Genomic DNA, 15,422 nt, shown 5'->3' with positions numbered 1-15,422 from the left:
AGCTTCGACCGCAAGACGCAATGCCCGTTCGCAGCCAGCACCGGACAAGGTGCGCCCCGCAGATTAACGAATGCTTACTCTATGAAACTCCAGTTCCGCGCTGCCACCGCCGACGACCTGCAAGCCCTGGTCGACATGGAAAACCGCTGTTTCGAACACGACCGCCTGTCCCGCCGCAACTTCCAGTGGATGATCACCCGCGCCCACGCCAGCCTGACTGTCGCCGAATCCGACGGTCAGTTGCTGGGCTACGCGTTGGTGCTGTTCCACCAGGGAACATCGCTGGCACGCCTGTACTCCATCGCCGTGGACGAACGCGCCCGCGGCATCGGCCTGGGCCAGAAGCTGCTGGATCGGGCCGAGGCCGAAGCGCTGCAGAACGACTGCGCCTACCTGCGCCTGGAAGTGCGCCCGGACAATCGCGGAGCTATCGCCCTCTACGAACGTAATGGCTACCGCCCGTTCGCCACGGTGCGCGACTACTACGAAGACCATAGCGAGGCCCTGCGCTTCGAGAAGCGAATCCGTCACATCAACGAGCGCACCCACCGCCATGTGCCCTACTACCGGCAGACCACCGAGTTCACCTGCGGCCCCTCGGCGCTACTGATGGCCATGGGCGCACTGGAACCCGAGCGCCACCTGGAGCGTCGCGAGGAACTGCGCCTGTGGCGCGAGGCGACCACCATCTACATGACCGCCGGCCACGGAGGGTGCAGCCCCCAGGGGCTGGCGCTGGCGGCACACCGCCGGGGATTCCGCGTGCAATTGCAGTTGTCGGAGGATGGCCCGTTGTTCCTCGATGGCGTGCGCAGCGAGGAAAAGCGCGAAGTCATGCGCCTGGTCCACGAGGACTTCGCCGCCGAACTGGCTCGCAGCGACGTGGAACAACTGCTGCTCAGCCAGTTGGACATTGACAGCGCACTGGAGGCTGGCGGTCAGCCAATGGTGCTGATCAGCAGCTACCGCCTGACCCGCTCCAAGGCGCCGCACTGGGTGACCGTCACCGATTGCGACGAGGACTTCGTCTACCTGCACGATCCCGATGTCGACCACAGCCAGCACCGCGAGCCGCTGGACTGCCAGCACATCCCGGTGAGCCATGGGGAGTTCGAGCAGATGAGCCGCTTCGGCCGCAGCAAGCTGCGCGCGGCGGTGATCCTCTACAAGCGCTGACGCTAGCCGGCCAGCGCCTCGCCACCGAGCCTCAGCACGCCAGTGTCGATGGCCAGGTGCACCAGCTCGGCGTGGGACACCACCTGCAGCTTCTGCTTGAGCAGAGTGACGTGGTTCGACACGGTCTTTGCGCTGATGCACAGGTGCTCCGCCACCTGGCGCACCGGCAGGCCACGGGCGAGCATCACGAAGATCTCGAATTCGCGCTGGGTCATGCCCTGCAGCCGTGGGTCCTGGCCATCGGCACCCTGGGGCTGCCGCGCCAGCTGAGTGGCCAGCGGCTGCTCGATGTAGGCATGGCCGGCCAGGATGCGCCTGACCGCCTCCACCAGCACCGCCGGTGACGCCCCCTTGGTGATGTAGCCCGACGCACCGGCGTCCAGCGCCTGGCGTACCAGGGGCAGTTCGTCGTGCATGCTGAAGAACAACACCCGCAGTTGCGGCAAGCGCTGGCGCAGCCGGCGGGTGACTTCCAGGCCACTGATACCGGGCAGGCCGATATCCAGGATCACCAGACTGGGGACGCTGCGCTGCACTGCCTCCAGTGCGGCTTCGCCATCGGCGGCCTCGATCACCTCGACCTCGGGGAACAGGCCACGCAACAGCGTGGCAATGCCATCGCGGACGACGAAATGGTCGTCCACCAGCAGAATCTTCACATCCTCTCTCCTTCCATCACGCTTTCCGTCAGCGGCATCCACAAGCGCAACGCCAGACCGCCGCCCGGACGGCGGCGCAGGTGCAGCTCGCCTCCCAGGCAACGTGCGCGTTCGCGCATGGAGCGCATGCCGATTCCCGCGCGCGGCAGCCCCTGACAGCCCCGGCCGTCGTCACGCACCCAGAGGAACAACCGCCCCTCGCGTCTCCGCAGAACCACACGCACATGGCGAGCGCCCGCGTGACGGGCCACGTTGGTCAGTGCCTCCTGCAACAGGCGATACAGGTGGGCCTTGGCAATGGCAGGCAGGGCGGGCAGCTCGTCCAGACGAAGCCGGCAGGCCACGCCCTGGCTGGCTTGCCATTGTTCGATGTGCAGGCGCAGCGCCTCTTCCAGGCTGACCCGCTCCAGCACCACCGGATAGAGATCGCGCACCAGCGCGCGGAAGCTTTCGTTGAGTCCCTGGCAATGCTGCTCCAGGCGGTCGAGCGTGACGACGCCGATACCGTCCTGGCGCTCCAGGCTACGCAGCAGGAACACCTGCGCACGAATTCCGGCAAGGTATTGACCGATGTCGTCGTGCAGCGCCTGGGCGAGTTGCAGGCGTTCGCGCTCCTGCACCGCGAGCAGCGCACGGGTCAGCTCGGCGTTCTCCACGCAGGCATGCTCCAGCGCCGCCGCCATACCGTTGAAACCGCTGGCCAGGCGTTGCGCCTCGGGTAGCGAGTGATCCGGCAGACGCACCTGGAACTGACCGCGGGAGACATCCCCCAGCGCGCCATGCAGTTGCTCCACTACCCGCAAGCCACCGCGCACCGCCCAGCGGATCGCCAGCAGGCTGGCCAGCAGCGCAACGCCGAACAGCACCAACAGCTGCACCAGCGAATCGCGCACCTCGTCGATTTCATCGAGCGGATCGAGGCTCAACTGCACGCGCCGGCCATCCGCCAGGGTCAGCAGGGTTGGCGCCGGCAGGTCCGGGTACAGGCGCGTCACCAGCCAATCGTCCAGCCCCGAGTGCGGCGCGGGCGCAGCAGTGTCCAGCCAGTGCACGCGTACATGGCGCAGTCCGGAGGTGAGGTCCGGATCAAGGCTGGCGGGGTCGCGTTGCGCCGCTTCGCGCAGGTAGTCGAGCACGCCCCGGGCGGCGTCCATCTCGCGGCGTACGTCGTCGTTGCCCTGGTGCAGCAGAACGACCAGGCACACGGCAGCTAGCAGGCCGAAGAACAGCCCGACCAGCAGGTTGATTCGCCACAGCGCCGACATCTACGGAACGCTGCGACAGGTCGTGATACACCCGACCGGCGCCACGGGTGCCCGCAGTTCCGCTGCCGGCAGATAGCCGTTACGGGTATAGAGAAAATCGAAGCCGAACAGGCTGAGCATCAGCAGGATCGGCAGGACGAGAGTGACGGCGATACGCATGGCGACGCTCCTCTTCTGGTTCTTGTAGCGCCATCCTAGGCCGTGGGGGCGACGCGCAACCTACTACCTTGGTACTGCCCCAACCGGTACTTTCTGCATATTTGCCGCACCCCTGGCGCTTCCTATGCTGGCCGCACAAGAACTTGTCGACCCGGAAAAGGAGTCGCTCCATGCGCCAGTTCGTCCTGCACGGCGTGGCCTATCTGCTCGCGGTTGCCTGCGCCGCTGTCTTCAGCATCGACGCGCGTGCGGAGGATGCCCCCGAGCTGGACATCCGCATCGGCTACCTGGGCTACACGCCCGATCCCGGCCCGCTGCTGTCCAACGTCATCCCCGAGCCCACCGACGCCGGCCTGCGCGGCGCAGAGCTGGCGATCACCGACAGCAACAGTACCGGGCGCTTCCTAAAGCACCACTACAGCCTGGAGGTCGCCAGCACCGACACCCCTGAAAAGCTGCTGGCCGAAGCCAGGCGCCTGCACGATGCCGGCCTGCGCCTGTTCGTGGTCAACGCCCCGGCCGACTCCCTGCGCCAACTGGCTGCCGCTTTGCCGGACAGCCTGCTGTTCAACGCCGGTGCCGCCGATGACGAGCTGCGCGCCAGCCAGTGCCCGGTAAACGTGCTGCACACCCTGCCCAGCCGACTCATGCTCAGCGACGCCCTCACTCAGTTCCTGGTGCTGCGCAAGTGGACGCGCTGGCTACTGATCGTTGGCCAGCGTCCCGAGGACGCCGCCTACGCTGCCGCCTTGCGGCGCTCGGCCAAGCGCTTCGGCGCGAAGATAGTCGAAGAAAAACCCTTCACCTTCGACAACGACCAGCGCCGCAGCGCCCAGGCCGACATGGCACTGTTCACCCAGTCCAGCGAGGACTACGACGCCGTGCTGGTGGCCGACGAACACGGCGATTTCGGCGAGTACGTGCCCTACAACACCTGGCTGCCACGCCCCGTGGCCGGCACCCAGGGGCTGGTTGCCACCGGTTGGCACAAGACCGTGGAAACCTACGGCGCCGCGCAATTGCAGAAGCGCTTCGAAGAACACGCCGGACGCTGGATGAACGACCGCGACTTCGCCGCCTGGATCGCCGTGCGCAGCATCGCCAGCGCCGTCACCCGCTTGCGCAACACCGACCCCATGACGATCCGCACGCTGTCGCTGTCCCCCGACCTGCCGCTGGACGGATTCAAGGGCTACAAGCTCGGCTTCCGCCCCTGGGACGGCCAACTGCGCCAGCCGATCCCGCTGGTACAGCCGCGCGCACTGGTCAGCACCTCGCCGCAGGAAGGTTTCCTGCACCCCACCAGCGAACTCGACAGCCTCGGCCTCGACGCTCCGGAAAGCCAGTGCCACCTCGCCGACGCAAAGCCATAACAAGAATCACCTTGAGGAATCCGCCATGCCCCGCCTGCTTGCCCTCTCCTGCCTGAGCCTCGCGCTCGGCCTCGTACCCACGGCCTTCGCCGCCACCGCTTACGTCTCCAACGAGAAGGACAACAACCTCAGCGTCATCGACCTGGACACGCTGACCGTCACCGGCAGCATCGACACCGGCAAGCGCCCGCGCGGCCTGGCGCTGTCCCACGACAACAAGCTGCTGTACGTCTGCGCCAGTGACTCGGACACCGTGCAGGTGATCGACCTCGCCACCCGCAAGATCGTCAAGCAACTGCCTTCGGGCGCCGACCCCGAGCAGTTCGCCCTGCACCCCAATGACCGCTGGCTTTACGTCTCCAACGAGGACGATGCGCTGGTCACCGTGGTCGACACCCACACCGCCCAGGTGCTCGGGCAGATCGACGTCGGCGTCGAACCCGAGGGCATGGCGGTGAGCCCGGACGGCAAATGGGCGGTGAACACCAGCGAGACCACCAACATGCTGCACTGGATCGACACATCGACCCAGAAACTGGTGGACAGCACCCTGGTGGACCAGCGCCCGCGCCATGCCGAGTTCACCCATGACGGCTCGCAAGTCTGGGTCTCGGCGGAGATCGGCGGCACCGTCAGCGTGGTCGATACCTCCAGCCGCAAGATTCTCAAGACCCTGCGTTTCACCATCCAGGGCGTACACCCGGACAAGGTGCAGCCGGTTGGCGTGCAGCTGACCGCCGACGGCAAGCTGGCCTTCGTCGCCCTCGGCCCGGCCAACCATGTCGCGGTGGTGGATGCGAAGACGTTCGAGGTGCTCGACTACCTGCTGGTGGGCCGCCGCGTCTGGCACCTGGCCTTTACCCCGGACGAGAAGACCCTGCTGGCCACCAACGGTGTCAGTGGCGACGTCTCGGTGATCGACGTCGACTCGCGAAAGGTCACCAAGTCGATCAAGGTGGGCCGTTATCCGTGGGGTGTGGTGGTGACGCCATGAACGCGCCCACCATGAACGCACTCAGCATGAATGCGCTGGCGGTCCGCGACCTCGGTTTCTCCTACGGCCCGCGCCGTGCCCTCGACGGCCTCGCGTTCGAGCTGCCTGTCGGGCGCTTCACCGCCTTGCTGGGGCCCAACGGCGCCGGCAAGTCAACCCTGGTCGCCCTGCTCACCCGCCTCTACGACCTGCAGCAGGGCGAGATCGACGTGCTCGGCTGCAGCCTGCGCCGCCAGCCGCGCCTGGCACTGCGCGAACTGGGCGTGGTGTTCCAGCAGAGCACCCTGGACCTGGACCTGAGCGTGGAGCAGAACCTGCGCTACCACGCAGCCCTGCACGGCCTGCCGCGCAGCGTGGCGAACGAACGGATTGATGCCGAGCTGGCCCGCCAGCAGTTACTGGAACGCCGCCACGACAAGGTCCGCGCGCTCAACGGTGGTCACCGACGCCGGGTGGAGATAGCCCGTGCGCTGCTGCATCGCCCTCGCCTCCTGCTGCTCGACGAAGCCAGCGTCGGCCTCGACCCGGCGGCGCGCCAGGCGCTCAACGAACACGCACGCCGGCTGTGCCGCGAGGACGGCCTGGCGGTGCTCTGGACTACCCATCTGCTGGACGAGGTGCGCAGCGAAGACGCGTTGCTGGTGCTGGATCGAGGCCGCCTGGTCGCCCGAGGCGAAGCGCGGGACATCTGCGCACCCGATGCCGGCAACCTGGAGCGCACCTTCGAGCGTCTGACCCGTCTGGAGGCCTGCGCATGAGTGCCGTGGAAAGCCTCCGCTTCGGCCCTGCCGCCTATTGGCAATGCCTGCGCGGCATCGTCGTGCGCGAATGGTTGCGCTTCGTCCTGCAACGCTCGCGCTTCCTCAGCGCGCTGGTACGTCCTCTGCTCTGGCTGCTGGTGTTCGCTGCCGGTTTCCGCGCCGCGCTGGGCATCTCGATCATCGAGCCGTACGACACCTACGTCACCTACGAGACCTACATCGTGCCGGGGCTGTGCTGCATGATCCTGCTGTTCAACGGCATGCAGGGTTCGCTGTCGATGGTCTACGACCGCGAGATGGGCAGCATGCGCGTGCTGCTGACCAGCCCGCTGCCACGCGCTTTCCTGCTGGCCAGCAAGCTGCTGGCGACTGCGCTGGTGTCGCTGCTGCAGGTCTACGCCTTCCTGCTGATTGCCTGGCTGTATGGGGTGCAACCACCGGCTATGGGGCTGGTGGCGGCGCTGCCGGCGTTGCTGCTGGCCGCCCTGTTGCTGGGGACGCTAGGGCTGCTGCTATCCAACGGTATTCGCCAGCTGGAGAACTTCGCCGGGGTGATGAATTTCGTCATCTTCCCGCTGTTCTTCCTCTCCTCCGCGCTCTACCCGTTGTGGAAGATGCGCGAAGCCAGCCAGTGGCTCTACTGGCTGTGCGCGCTGAACCCGTTCAGCCATGCGGTGGAGCTGGTGCGCTTCGCGCTGTACGAGCGCTTCAACCTGCTCGCCACGGGCGTCTGCCTGGGCCTGACGCTGCTCTTCGCCGGCCTCGCCGTGCTGACCTTCAACCCGCAGCACGCCGCCCTGCGCAAGGGGTGAAACCTACTACTTTGGTACCGGTTCGCCCCTCCTGACGTCGAATTTCCAAAGCCTCACAAGCGGCATCTAATGGCCACTACAAGAAGAACGACCAGAGATACCGCCATGCCTCGCCTTGCTCCTGCCCCCTACGGCCATGTGAGCGGCTGCCTCGCCGCGTGCCTGCTCAGCCTTGCCCTCGCGCTGCCGACCGCGCAGGCCGAGGACGCGCCACTGTTTTCCGCCGACGGCTACCGCCAGGCCCAGTACCGCAGCCCCACGCCGCCTTCCGCCGACCACGCCACCACGCTCGACACCCGCGCCCTGCAGGCGCTGCTCAAGCGCGAGCCGCAGACTCGGCTGGTAGACGTCTACCGTCGCACCTTTCTCAACGGCCAATTCGTCGAGGACGAAAAGCACCGCAACCTGCCCGGCAGCCTGTGGCTGGCCAACGTCGGCACCGGCACCCTGGAGCCGCAGTGGCAGGCCTACCTGGAGCAGAATCTCTCCCGCCTCACGGAGGGCGATGCCAAACGCCCGCTGGTGTTCTACTGCCGTTCCGACTGCTGGATGAGCTGGAATGCCATCCGCCGCGCGCATGCGCTGGGCTATGCCAGCCTCTACTGGTACCGTGATGGTATCGATGCCTGGGAACAGGCAGGACTGCCCCTGCAGGACGCCCAACCGCAACCGTTTCCGTGACACTTGCTTCTGTGACACCTGTAGTAGCCTGCGACCGCAAGCCGCTCGCCACCCATAACGACAACAACGAGGTGTAGGCCATGTACAAGATCCTGATCGCCGACGATCACCCGCTGTTCCGCGAGGCCATCCACAACGTCATCGCCGACGGCTTCCCCGGCAGCGAAGTGATGGAGACCGCCGACCTCGACAGCGCCCTGGACCTGACCCAGGAACACGACGATCTCGACCTCATCCTGCTCGACCTGAACATGCCCGGCATGCATGGCCTGAACGGCCTGATGAGTCTGCGCAACGAGGCACCGACCATACCGGTGGTGATCGTCTCCGCCGAGCAGGACAAGCAGGTGGTGCTGCAAGCTATCACCTACGGCGCGGTGGGCTTTATCACCAAGTCGTCGCCGCGCGTGCAGATGACCGAGGCCATCGAGCAGATCCTCAACGGCAACGTCTACCTGCCGTCGGACATCATCCGCACGCAGAAATCCTCGCCACGCCGCAGTGGCCAGGAGGATCACAGCATTCCGCCGGAACTGCTGCAGGCGCTGACCCGCAAGCAGTTGCTGGTGCTGGAGCGGATGACCAAGGGCGAGTCGAACAAGCAGATCGCCTACAACCTGGAGATCGCAGAAACTACCGTGAAGGCCCACGTCTCCGCGATCCTGCGCAAGCTGAAGGTGCATAACCGCGTGCAGGCCATCCTCTGTGCGGGCGATATCGACTTCGCCGCCTACCTTCGTCGTTGAAGCGAGGCCCGCCGATTCATAAAGTGCCGTTGCGACCGCTACCGGGAACCACTCGATGCCCTCCACCCGCACCCTGAGCCTCACCGGCCTGGCGATGATCGCCTTCGCCGGCAACTCCATCCTCTGCCGCCTGGCCCTGAAGGCCACCAGCATCGACGCGGTGAGCTTCACCGGCATCCGTATCTTCTCGGGCGCCCTGGTGCTCGCCCTGCTGCTGCAACTGCGCCACCGGGTCGCCAGCGAAGGCGGCAACTGGCGCGCGGCGGCGGCGCTGTTCGTCTACGCCGCAGCCTTCTCTTACGCTTACGTACAACTGGATGCCGGTACCGGCGCCCTGCTGCTGTTCGGCGCGGTGCAGGTGACCATGATCCTCGTCGGCCTGCTGCGCGGAGAAAGCCTGCGCGGGCAGGCGCTGGTGGGCTTCCTGCTGGCCCTGGGTGGGCTGCTGGTCCAGCTGCTGCCCAGCGCCAGCGCTCCACCGCTCGCGGGTGCGCTGCTGATGCTGCTGTCCGGCGTGGCCTGGGGGCTGTACTCGCTGCTCGGGCGCAAGGGCAGCGATCCGCTGGCGATCACGACGGGCAATTTCGTGCGCGCCATTGCCTTTGCGGCGTTGCTGGCGGTGTTCTTCCACGCCGACCTGCGCATCGACACGCTGGGCATCGTCTATGCCGTGCTCTCCGGCGCAGTCGCCTCGGGGATCGGCTATGCGATCTGGTACAGCGCGCTACCGGGCCTGTCGGCCATCCAGGGCGCCTCGGTGCAACTGAGCGTCCCGGTCCTGGCGGCCCTTTCCGGCGCCGCGCTGCTGGGCGAAGCGATCAGCCTGCGCCTGGCGCTGGTGTCACTGGCAGTGCTGGGTGGAATCGCGCTGATCCTGCTGGCCAAGGTGCGTGCGCCCGCCGCCCAGCGTGCCTGAACGAGAGCTTTTCGTAGGAGCGAGCTTGCTCGCGAACCGCCCAACGCGGAAACATCGTTCGCGAGCAAGCTCGCTCCTACAGGTCCATCTGGCGACGGAGTATCCCTGTAGGAGCGCGCCACGCGCGCGATCGCGGGCATGGCGCGCTCCTGCAGGAGAGACGCTGCAGTCTGCCTCGATTAACCCGGGGCCGGAGCCGCTAGCGAGCGTTATCGATCAGATGGCACAGCGCCGTCTTCAGCTTCATCGGCCGCACCGGCTTGTGCATCAGGGTGTGCCCCAGCTCGCGAACCTGTTGCTTGAGCTCGTTGCTGTAGTTGGCGGTGATCATCAACGCTGGTAGCGGCGTGCCACGGCGCGCGTTGATCGAGGCCACCGCATCGACGCCGTTCAACCCGTCGTCGAGGTGGTAGTCGACGATCAGCAGGTCTGACTCGGCGTGGAAATTGTCCACCTGGCGCGCCAGGTCCTCTTCCGACAACGCCGTCACCACCTGGCAGCCCCAGGCTTCCAGCAGCGTGCGCATGCCGGCGCAGATCGAGGCGTCGTTGTCCAACACCCACACGCGGGAGCCACGCAGGCGCTCCAGCAGGCCGTCGGTGGTCCGCTCCGGTTCCGGTGCAGTGCGCGCCACGCGGCGCGCCAGCGGGACTTCGATGGCGAAGCACGAGCCCTTGCCCGGTACCGACTCCACCTGGATGCGATGGCCGAGCATGCGCGCGATCTTCTCGACGATGGCCAGGCCCAGGCCCAGACCGCGATCCTGGTGGAAACGCTGCACATCGCCGCGCTTGAACTCCTGGAATATCTCGCCCAGCTTGTCGGCGGCAATGCCCACGCCAGTATCCCAGACCTCGACCCACAGGCTGTGCCGACGTCGCCGGCAACCCAGCAGCACACGGCCGGAAGGCGTATAGCGAATGGCATTGGTCAGCAGGTTGCGCAGGATCCGCGCCAGCAGCTGGATATCGCTGCGCACCTGTGCGCCGCAAGGCACGAAGTCCAGCGCCAGTCCCTCGCTGGCCGCTACCTGGCGGTACTCGGCGGCGAGGTTGCCGAGCAGCTCGCTGACATCGAACGAGGCAATGTCCGGCTTTATCACCCCGGCATCCAGCTTGGAGATGTCCACCAGGGTGCCGAGCAGGGTCTCCACGTCCTCCAGCGACTGGCTGATGTTGCGTACCAGCGCCTCGTCACTGCGCTCCTGGAGCGCGCTGGTAAACAGGCGCGCGGCGTTCAGCGGCTGCAGCAGGTCGTGGCTGACGGCGGCGAGGAACTTGGTCTTCGACAGGTTGGCCTGCTCGGCCTCGCGCTTGGCTTCGCGCAGGCGGCCCTCGACCTGGCTGCGCTCGTCGATCTCGCGCTTGAGCTGGTCGTTCAGGCTGGTCAGCTCGGCGGTGCGCTCACGCACCCGCTGCTCGAGGTTCTGGTAGGCCTGGTGCAGCGCCTCGGCGGTGCGGCGGCGCTCGGTGATATCGCGGATCAGCACGAACAGCCCGCTCACAGTGCCGTCGGCCTGGCGGTTGGGCACGTAGGAGCGCTGCATGTAGCGCTCCTGCCCGGCCAGATTGGTCTCGGCGATCTCGAAGGTCACACTCTCGCCCGACAGCGCGCGTTCGAAGTACGGTTCCAGGCGCTGGCAGTGTTCGGCGCTGTGCACCTCGCGCAGGTTGCGTCCGAGCATCGAACCACTGGGCCAGCGGTACCACTCCTCGTAGACCTTGTTGGTGAAGTCGTAGTCGAGGTCGGCAGTCAGGTAGGCGATCAGTGCCGGCACCTGGTCGGTGATCAGGCGAATCCAGCGTTCGCTCTCGCGCAGCGCCTCGGCATGGCGATAGCGCTCGGTGATATCGGTGAAGGTGTTGACGAAGCCGCCGGTGGGCAGCGCGTGGGTGCGGATTTCCAGCATGCGCCCGTCGAACAGCCGTTGCTCGATCACGCCCTCCGCCTCCCCCTTGCGCGGGCGGCTACGCGGGGTCAGCAGCGGCAGTTCGCTGTCGGCCATGACCTCGGCGAAGGGCCGGTGCGCGCCAATAGGCGCCAGCCCGCAAAGTTCCAGGAAGCGCCGGTTCCACAGCTCCAGCGAGCCATCGGCGCCGACCATGGCGACGCCCTGGGACAGGTTGTCCACGGCGCGCTGCAGCAAGTGCGACTTCTGCGCCACCGCCTGTTCGCGGCGGGCCATTTCATTCTGCTTGATCTCGGTGATGTCGCTGTAGAGCACGACCAGTCCACCGTCGCGGGTCGGTCGCTCGGTGACGCGCACCCAGCGGTCGTTGCGCAAGCGATAGAGGGTGTGTTCGTCGTCGCTGCTGCGCTGCTCCTCGACGATCAGCCCGCTGCTCTGCGCCAGCCGGCGCACTTCGGCGAGCCGCGTTCCTGCACCGACACGGGCGCGGGTCTGCGCCCAGAACGCACGGAAGCGCTCGTTGTACAGGACGATGCGCTGCTGCGGGTCGAACAGCACGAAGGCATCGGAGATGCTCTCGATGGCGTCCAGCAGGTGCTGGTGCGCGGTCTCGGCGCGCAGGCGGGCATCGCTGAGCAGCTGGTTGCTGGATTTCAGCTCGACCATTGCCTCGCTTAGCGCATCGGTGCGTTCGCGCACCTGCTCGGCCAGCACCACCGAATGCTGGAAGGCACCGTAGGCGTTGTCGCCCCGCGAGGTAGCCGACTCGACCCGCTCGATCAGCGCCGCATTGATCCGCTGCAGCTTGCGGTTGTCGCGCTCCAGCTCATCGATGCGCGCGCGCAGCTCAGCATCCGGCGTTGCCCCGAGGACGGCCAATGGCGACACCGGTGAAGGTCTGGTTGATATGCATGCCATTGAATTGTTCCCCGTAGGTGTTGAAGCCGATCACCTGCTGGCTGCGGAGAAACTCGGCGGTGGGCTCGGTATCGCCGGCCACCTCCAGCTCCAGACGCCGCAGGAAGCAGTCGCAGCCGATGGTCAGCAATGGCGGGCCGAGGCGTTCGTGCAGGCGCTGGAACTGCGCCTGGAGCCCCGGCAACAGCGGTCCGGTGCTCATGGCGGTGAGGACGATGCCGTTCTCCACCGCGCAGTAGAAGGTCAGGCTGAGGTCGTCGTTGATCTGCTGGATCGAGCGTACGTAGTACTGGTCGCGCACCCGAACCGCCAGCGGATGTGCCGGGAACAGCGAGAAGTCCAGCTGTTCCAGCGGCACCCCGACCAGCCGGGCAAACTCCAGCGCGGCCGGCTCGGCGTTGAGCTCCAGCACGCGGCGGCTGTCGCTGTCGGCGCGGGTGACCACCAGCTTCTCCTCGCTGGGCAACACGTGGTGGGTGGTGAACACCTCGAAGTCCAGCCAGGTGTTGAACAGCACCACTACCGCCGCGCCCGTGTGGAACTGCCCCTGGTAGTAGACGTGGGTATGGGTCAGGTGGTTGTCGTCGCCGGCCGAGCCGCCGAAATGCGGAATGGCGCCCAGCGCGGCGCTGAGCGCGGCGAGCACCACCTCTTCGCGGCTGGAAAGGCCGTCGAGCAGAGTCAGGGCGAAACTGTGGTCCTTGATCGGCGCCAGGCCGGCGCTGCGGCAGTCCGCCACCAGCGACTCGACCATCTGCTGCGCGTCGATCAGGCTGAAGCGCTCCATCTCGTCCACCAGCGCGCAGGAGATGGCGAAGTTGCGCAGGTCGAAGCCCACGGCGGTGACGCAGCCACGGCCGTAGCCCTGCGGGGTGATCTCGCCGGCGGTGGTGCAGCCGGCCAGGTCGATGCCGCCGAAGTACTGCTCCAGCGCGGCGGCCAGTGCCGGCAGGTCGTACTCGGCCGAACAGAAGAACAGCACAAAGCCGAGGTTGGGGTGGATGAGCTGGCGCGCCAGGTCCTGGGCGACCGCCTCGACGTCGCGGGCGTTGGACATGCCGCGAACGACTCCTTGTGTTTCGTGCATGGCGTACGCCCAGTCAGGATATCGACGTGGGCATTCTACGAAGCAGCCAGGGCGCGCCCCATGCTACTTGGGTCGCGGCGGGTCTATCCGAAAGTAGCGGGATACCTTGTAGGAGCGGAGCTTCTCCGCGATCCGTCGGCAAGCGGGTTCGCGAGCAAGCTCGCTCCAACAGGCTGGCCACACACCGGAATCAACCTGTCCGCGCAGCTTCCGCCGCGATGGGTTTCGCGGACAAGGTCCGCTCCTACGGCGCTGATACGCCATCAGGTCCGCATCAGGCAACCGGCCAGAACAGCAACGTCAGCACCAGCATCCCGGCGTAGAACCCGGTCTCCAGCGTCTCCGTCCACGGCTGGATGCGCCGCAGCGCGCCGTAGATGTGCACCACCACCATGAACCCCGCCACCGCCGCCAGTACTTCGAAAGTGGTCACCAGCGCCTCGCCGGTCAGCGCCGCGCGCAGCATGAGTGCTTCGACGATGAGTATGAACGCCCCCAGGCAGCGCCCGAAATACACCGCCAGATCGGTGTGCTCCGGCAGCGTCCACTGCATGACCCGCGCCCACAGCAGCGGCGCCAGGAAGATGGGCAAGGCGAACACCAGGGTGGTGGCGAGGGACAGAACCAGCAGGTAACTCTGCGCGTGCGCGCTCCACAATCCGATCATGACAAACCTTCCTTGAGATGAAGAAAAAGGCGGGCGACACGCAGTGCCGACCCGCCGAAATGGAGCCAAAGGAGTTGGGGACTTACCAGTTGAGGACGGCACCTACCGCGAAGGTGTCGGTGTCCTCGCTGACAGTGGAGCCTTTGCGGCCGTCGATCTCGTAGACGTTGTACTCGGCCACCAGCTTCAGGTTGTCGTTGATGGTGCGGAAATAGGCGATGCCCTGGGTGGAATAGTCCGCCGCGCTGCCCAGGCCGTTGCCGTCGTCGCGGGTCTCGCCAGTGGACAGCGCCACGCGGTTCTTGCCCCAGCTGTAAGAGCCCTGCAGCAGTACGCCATGGCTGTCTACTTCACGCAGCGCGGCTTCGCCGGCATTGTTGGTGAAGAACGGGTTAATGCCCTTGGCGGTGAAACCGGAACCGGTCAGCGAGAAGCCGCCCATCTTCGCCTGGATGCCGTACCCGAGGCCCTTGGAGGTCACGCTGTCGACTTCGTCGTTGGTGTTCTTCGAGGTCTGGTAGGCGCCGTTGACCCAGCTGTAGATCTGCGCGCCGCCGAGGTCGAACTGGTAGCTGATCTCGCTCTCGTAGCGCGGGTTGTCCTGGTAGGCCTTGTCGTCGAGGCCGTCGCTGGCGTCCTTGTCGATCTGGTTGGTGTCGATCGGATCCATGATGCCGACGGCGACGCGCAGGCCGTCCACCAGGTTGTTGTTGCGGTAGGTGATCTGCGAGGTCGGGAACGGGTACGGGTAGCCGGTGCCGATGTTGCCGAAGGACACGCCCTTGCCGTCCACCAGGCCGAGGGTATCGCTGGCGTTGCCGAAGCCGGCGAGCAGTTCGTCGAGGAAGATGTTCGAACGCGAGAACAGCCCGAAGTCCTTGCCGATCAGCACCTCGCCCCAGTCGCCAGCGACGTTGCCGTAGAACTGGCGGACGTCGATGGCGGTGTCGGTGCCGTCCTGCTCGCTGTCGTTGATGGTCACCCAGAACGAGGAGCGTCCGGTGAGGGTCAGGTCGTCGATCTTCTTGCCGAAGTTGAAGCCGATGTAGTTGGGCAGGAAGCCCATTTTCACCCGCGACTGGCGGCGGTCGTAGGTGTCGCCGTTACGGTCGACGTCGCTGTTCACATAGAAGGCGTTGAAGTAGCCGTCGGTGGAAAAGGTGGTGTCGTCCTTGTCGTACAGCATGATGTCGGCGCGAGCCCCGCTCGACACTGAAGACAGGGCCAGGGTGGCCAGTGCCAGCGGCAGCAGCTGGCGGCGGACGGCGATCTTGTTCTTGTTCATGGCGCTCTCCGGGT

At 66.3% G+C, this 15,422-nt stretch carries 15 protein-coding genes; 8 read left to right on the top strand and 7 right to left on the bottom strand.

The genetic code is table 11. The features are described from left to right. Window positions 1-81 precede the first annotated feature (81 nt). On the top strand, window positions 82-1,176 hold the full coding sequence (locus tag ACKI1H_RS20120) for a GNAT family N-acetyltransferase/peptidase C39 family protein (RefSeq protein WP_440466083.1): 1,095 nt from the start codon (window positions 82-84) through the stop codon (window positions 1,174-1,176). A 2-nt stretch (window positions 1,177-1,178) separates the two neighbouring features. Here ACKI1H_RS20120 and ACKI1H_RS20115 read toward each other — a convergent pair whose 3' ends face one another. From ACKI1H_RS20115 to ACKI1H_RS20105, 3 genes are read right to left on the bottom strand one after another with little or no spacing between them, the layout of a single operon-like run. After that, a complete protein-coding gene (locus ACKI1H_RS20115; protein WP_138523926.1) occupies window positions 1,179-1,835 on the bottom strand; it encodes a response regulator in 657 nt (218 codons plus the stop codon). Next, on the bottom strand, window positions 1,832-3,100 hold the full coding sequence (locus tag ACKI1H_RS20110; RefSeq protein ID WP_440466082.1) for a HAMP domain-containing sensor histidine kinase: 1,269 nt from the start codon (window positions 3,098-3,100) through the stop codon (window positions 1,832-1,834). The genes ACKI1H_RS20115 and ACKI1H_RS20110 overlap by 4 nt, the downstream gene beginning before the upstream one ends. After that, window positions 3,101-3,259 (bottom strand): hypothetical protein, encoded by a 159-nt coding sequence (locus tag ACKI1H_RS20105; RefSeq protein WP_440466081.1) that lies wholly within the window; start codon window positions 3,257-3,259, stop codon window positions 3,101-3,103. 170 nt (window positions 3,260-3,429) lie between these two features. Here ACKI1H_RS20105 and ACKI1H_RS20100 point away from each other — a divergent pair, with 170 nt between their 5' ends. The 7 genes from ACKI1H_RS20100 (at window position 3,430) to ACKI1H_RS20070 (ending at window position 9,542) form a co-directional block, all read left to right on the top strand. Continuing rightward, window positions 3,430-4,632 carry an ABC transporter substrate-binding protein gene (locus ACKI1H_RS20100; RefSeq protein WP_440466080.1) on the top strand — a complete coding sequence of 401 codons (1,203 nt, stop codon included), beginning with the start codon at window positions 3,430-3,432 and terminating at the stop codon, window positions 4,630-4,632. Window positions 4,633-4,657: 25 nt separating this feature from the next. Then, window positions 4,658-5,626, top strand: coding sequence for a YVTN family beta-propeller repeat protein (locus tag ACKI1H_RS20095; RefSeq protein ID WP_440466079.1), 969 nt, complete (start codon window positions 4,658-4,660; stop codon window positions 5,624-5,626). Between the two features lie 26 nt (window positions 5,627-5,652). Further along, on the top strand, window positions 5,653-6,384 hold the full coding sequence (locus ACKI1H_RS20090) for an ABC transporter ATP-binding protein (protein WP_440468893.1): 732 nt from the start codon (window positions 5,653-5,655) through the stop codon (window positions 6,382-6,384). Further along, window positions 6,381-7,199: an ABC transporter permease gene (locus tag ACKI1H_RS20085; protein ID WP_440466078.1), complete on the top strand. Its 819-nt coding sequence runs from the start codon at window positions 6,381-6,383 to the stop codon at window positions 7,197-7,199. Before ACKI1H_RS20090 ends, ACKI1H_RS20085 begins: the two co-directional genes overlap by 4 nt. A gap of 105 nt (window positions 7,200-7,304) precedes the next feature. After that, window positions 7,305-7,880 (top strand): PQQ-dependent catabolism-associated CXXCW motif protein, encoded by a 576-nt coding sequence (locus ACKI1H_RS20080; RefSeq protein ID WP_440466077.1) that lies wholly within the window; start codon window positions 7,305-7,307, stop codon window positions 7,878-7,880. Between the two features lie 80 nt (window positions 7,881-7,960). After that, window positions 7,961-8,626: a response regulator AgmR gene (gene agmR, locus ACKI1H_RS20075; protein ID WP_045217517.1), complete on the top strand. Its 666-nt coding sequence runs from the start codon at window positions 7,961-7,963 to the stop codon at window positions 8,624-8,626. Window positions 8,627-8,681: 55 nt separating this feature from the next. Beyond that, on the top strand, window positions 8,682-9,542 hold the full coding sequence (locus tag ACKI1H_RS20070; RefSeq protein WP_138523914.1) for a DMT family transporter: 861 nt from the start codon (window positions 8,682-8,684) through the stop codon (window positions 9,540-9,542). 199 nt (window positions 9,543-9,741) lie between these two features. On the opposite strand, the gene nahK is transcribed toward ACKI1H_RS20070, so the two are convergent. From nahK to ACKI1H_RS20050, 4 genes are all read right to left on the bottom strand, one after another. Then, on the bottom strand, window positions 9,742-12,369 hold the full coding sequence (nahK, locus tag ACKI1H_RS20065; protein ID WP_440466076.1) for a hybrid sensor histidine kinase/response regulator NahK/ErcS': 2,628 nt from the start codon (window positions 12,367-12,369) through the stop codon (window positions 9,742-9,744). Then, on the bottom strand, window positions 12,299-13,456 hold the full coding sequence (gene nosP, locus ACKI1H_RS20060; RefSeq protein ID WP_138523910.1) for a nitric oxide-sensing protein NosP: 1,158 nt from the start codon (window positions 13,454-13,456) through the stop codon (window positions 12,299-12,301). Before nosP ends, nahK begins: the two co-directional genes overlap by 71 nt. Before the next feature lie 274 nt (window positions 13,457-13,730). Beyond that, the gene (locus ACKI1H_RS20055; RefSeq protein ID WP_440466075.1) at window positions 13,731-14,123 is read right to left on the bottom strand and encodes a hypothetical protein; all 393 of its coding nucleotides are present in this window, start codon (window positions 14,121-14,123) and stop codon (window positions 13,731-13,733) included. Between the two features lie 82 nt (window positions 14,124-14,205). Beyond that, window positions 14,206-15,408: a porin gene (locus ACKI1H_RS20050; RefSeq protein WP_440466074.1), complete on the bottom strand. Its 1,203-nt coding sequence runs from the start codon at window positions 15,406-15,408 to the stop codon at window positions 14,206-14,208. Window positions 15,409-15,422 lie beyond the last annotated feature (14 nt).

Source organism: Pseudomonas sp. YH-1, from assembly GCF_051990045.1.
Lineage (GTDB): Bacteria > Pseudomonadota > Gammaproteobacteria > Pseudomonadales > Pseudomonadaceae > Pseudomonas > Pseudomonas nicosulfuronedens.
The sequence above is the reverse complement of the archived record's forward strand: the minus strand, read 5'-3'. Positions and strand labels throughout refer to the sequence as shown.

Excerpts from the sequence above, each read along its gene's own strand:
- ACKI1H_RS20120 (WP_440466083.1), top strand. The coding sequence starts at position 82 with ATGAAACTCCAGTTCCGCGCTGCCACCGCCGACGACCTGCAAGCCCTG.
- ACKI1H_RS20110 (WP_440466082.1), bottom strand. The coding sequence starts at position 3,100 with ATGTCGGCGCTGTGGCGAATCAACCTGCTGGTCGGGCTGTTCTTCGGC.
- ACKI1H_RS20105 (WP_440466081.1), bottom strand. The coding sequence starts at position 3,259 with ATGCGTATCGCCGTCACTCTCGTCCTGCCGATCCTGCTGATGCTCAGC.
- ACKI1H_RS20100 (WP_440466080.1), top strand. The coding sequence starts at position 3,430 with ATGCGCCAGTTCGTCCTGCACGGCGTGGCCTATCTGCTCGCGGTTGCC.
- ACKI1H_RS20095 (WP_440466079.1), top strand. The coding sequence starts at position 4,658 with ATGCCCCGCCTGCTTGCCCTCTCCTGCCTGAGCCTCGCGCTCGGCCTC.
- ACKI1H_RS20090 (WP_440468893.1), top strand. The coding sequence starts at position 5,653 with ATGAATGCGCTGGCGGTCCGCGACCTCGGTTTCTCCTACGGCCCGCGC.
- ACKI1H_RS20085 (WP_440466078.1), top strand. The coding sequence starts at position 6,381 with ATGAGTGCCGTGGAAAGCCTCCGCTTCGGCCCTGCCGCCTATTGGCAA.
- ACKI1H_RS20080 (WP_440466077.1), top strand. The coding sequence starts at position 7,305 with ATGCCTCGCCTTGCTCCTGCCCCCTACGGCCATGTGAGCGGCTGCCTC.
- agmR (WP_045217517.1), top strand. The coding sequence starts at position 7,961 with ATGTACAAGATCCTGATCGCCGACGATCACCCGCTGTTCCGCGAGGCC.
- ACKI1H_RS20070 (WP_138523914.1), top strand. The coding sequence starts at position 8,682 with ATGCCCTCCACCCGCACCCTGAGCCTCACCGGCCTGGCGATGATCGCC.
- nahK (WP_440466076.1), bottom strand. The coding sequence starts at position 12,369 with ATGGCATGCATATCAACCAGACCTTCACCGGTGTCGCCATTGGCCGTC.
- nosP (WP_138523910.1), bottom strand. The coding sequence starts at position 13,456 with ATGCACGAAACACAAGGAGTCGTTCGCGGCATGTCCAACGCCCGCGAC.
- ACKI1H_RS20055 (WP_440466075.1), bottom strand. The coding sequence starts at position 14,123 with ATGATCGGATTGTGGAGCGCGCACGCGCAGAGTTACCTGCTGGTTCTG.
- ACKI1H_RS20050 (WP_440466074.1), bottom strand. The coding sequence starts at position 15,408 with ATGAACAAGAACAAGATCGCCGTCCGCCGCCAGCTGCTGCCGCTGGCA.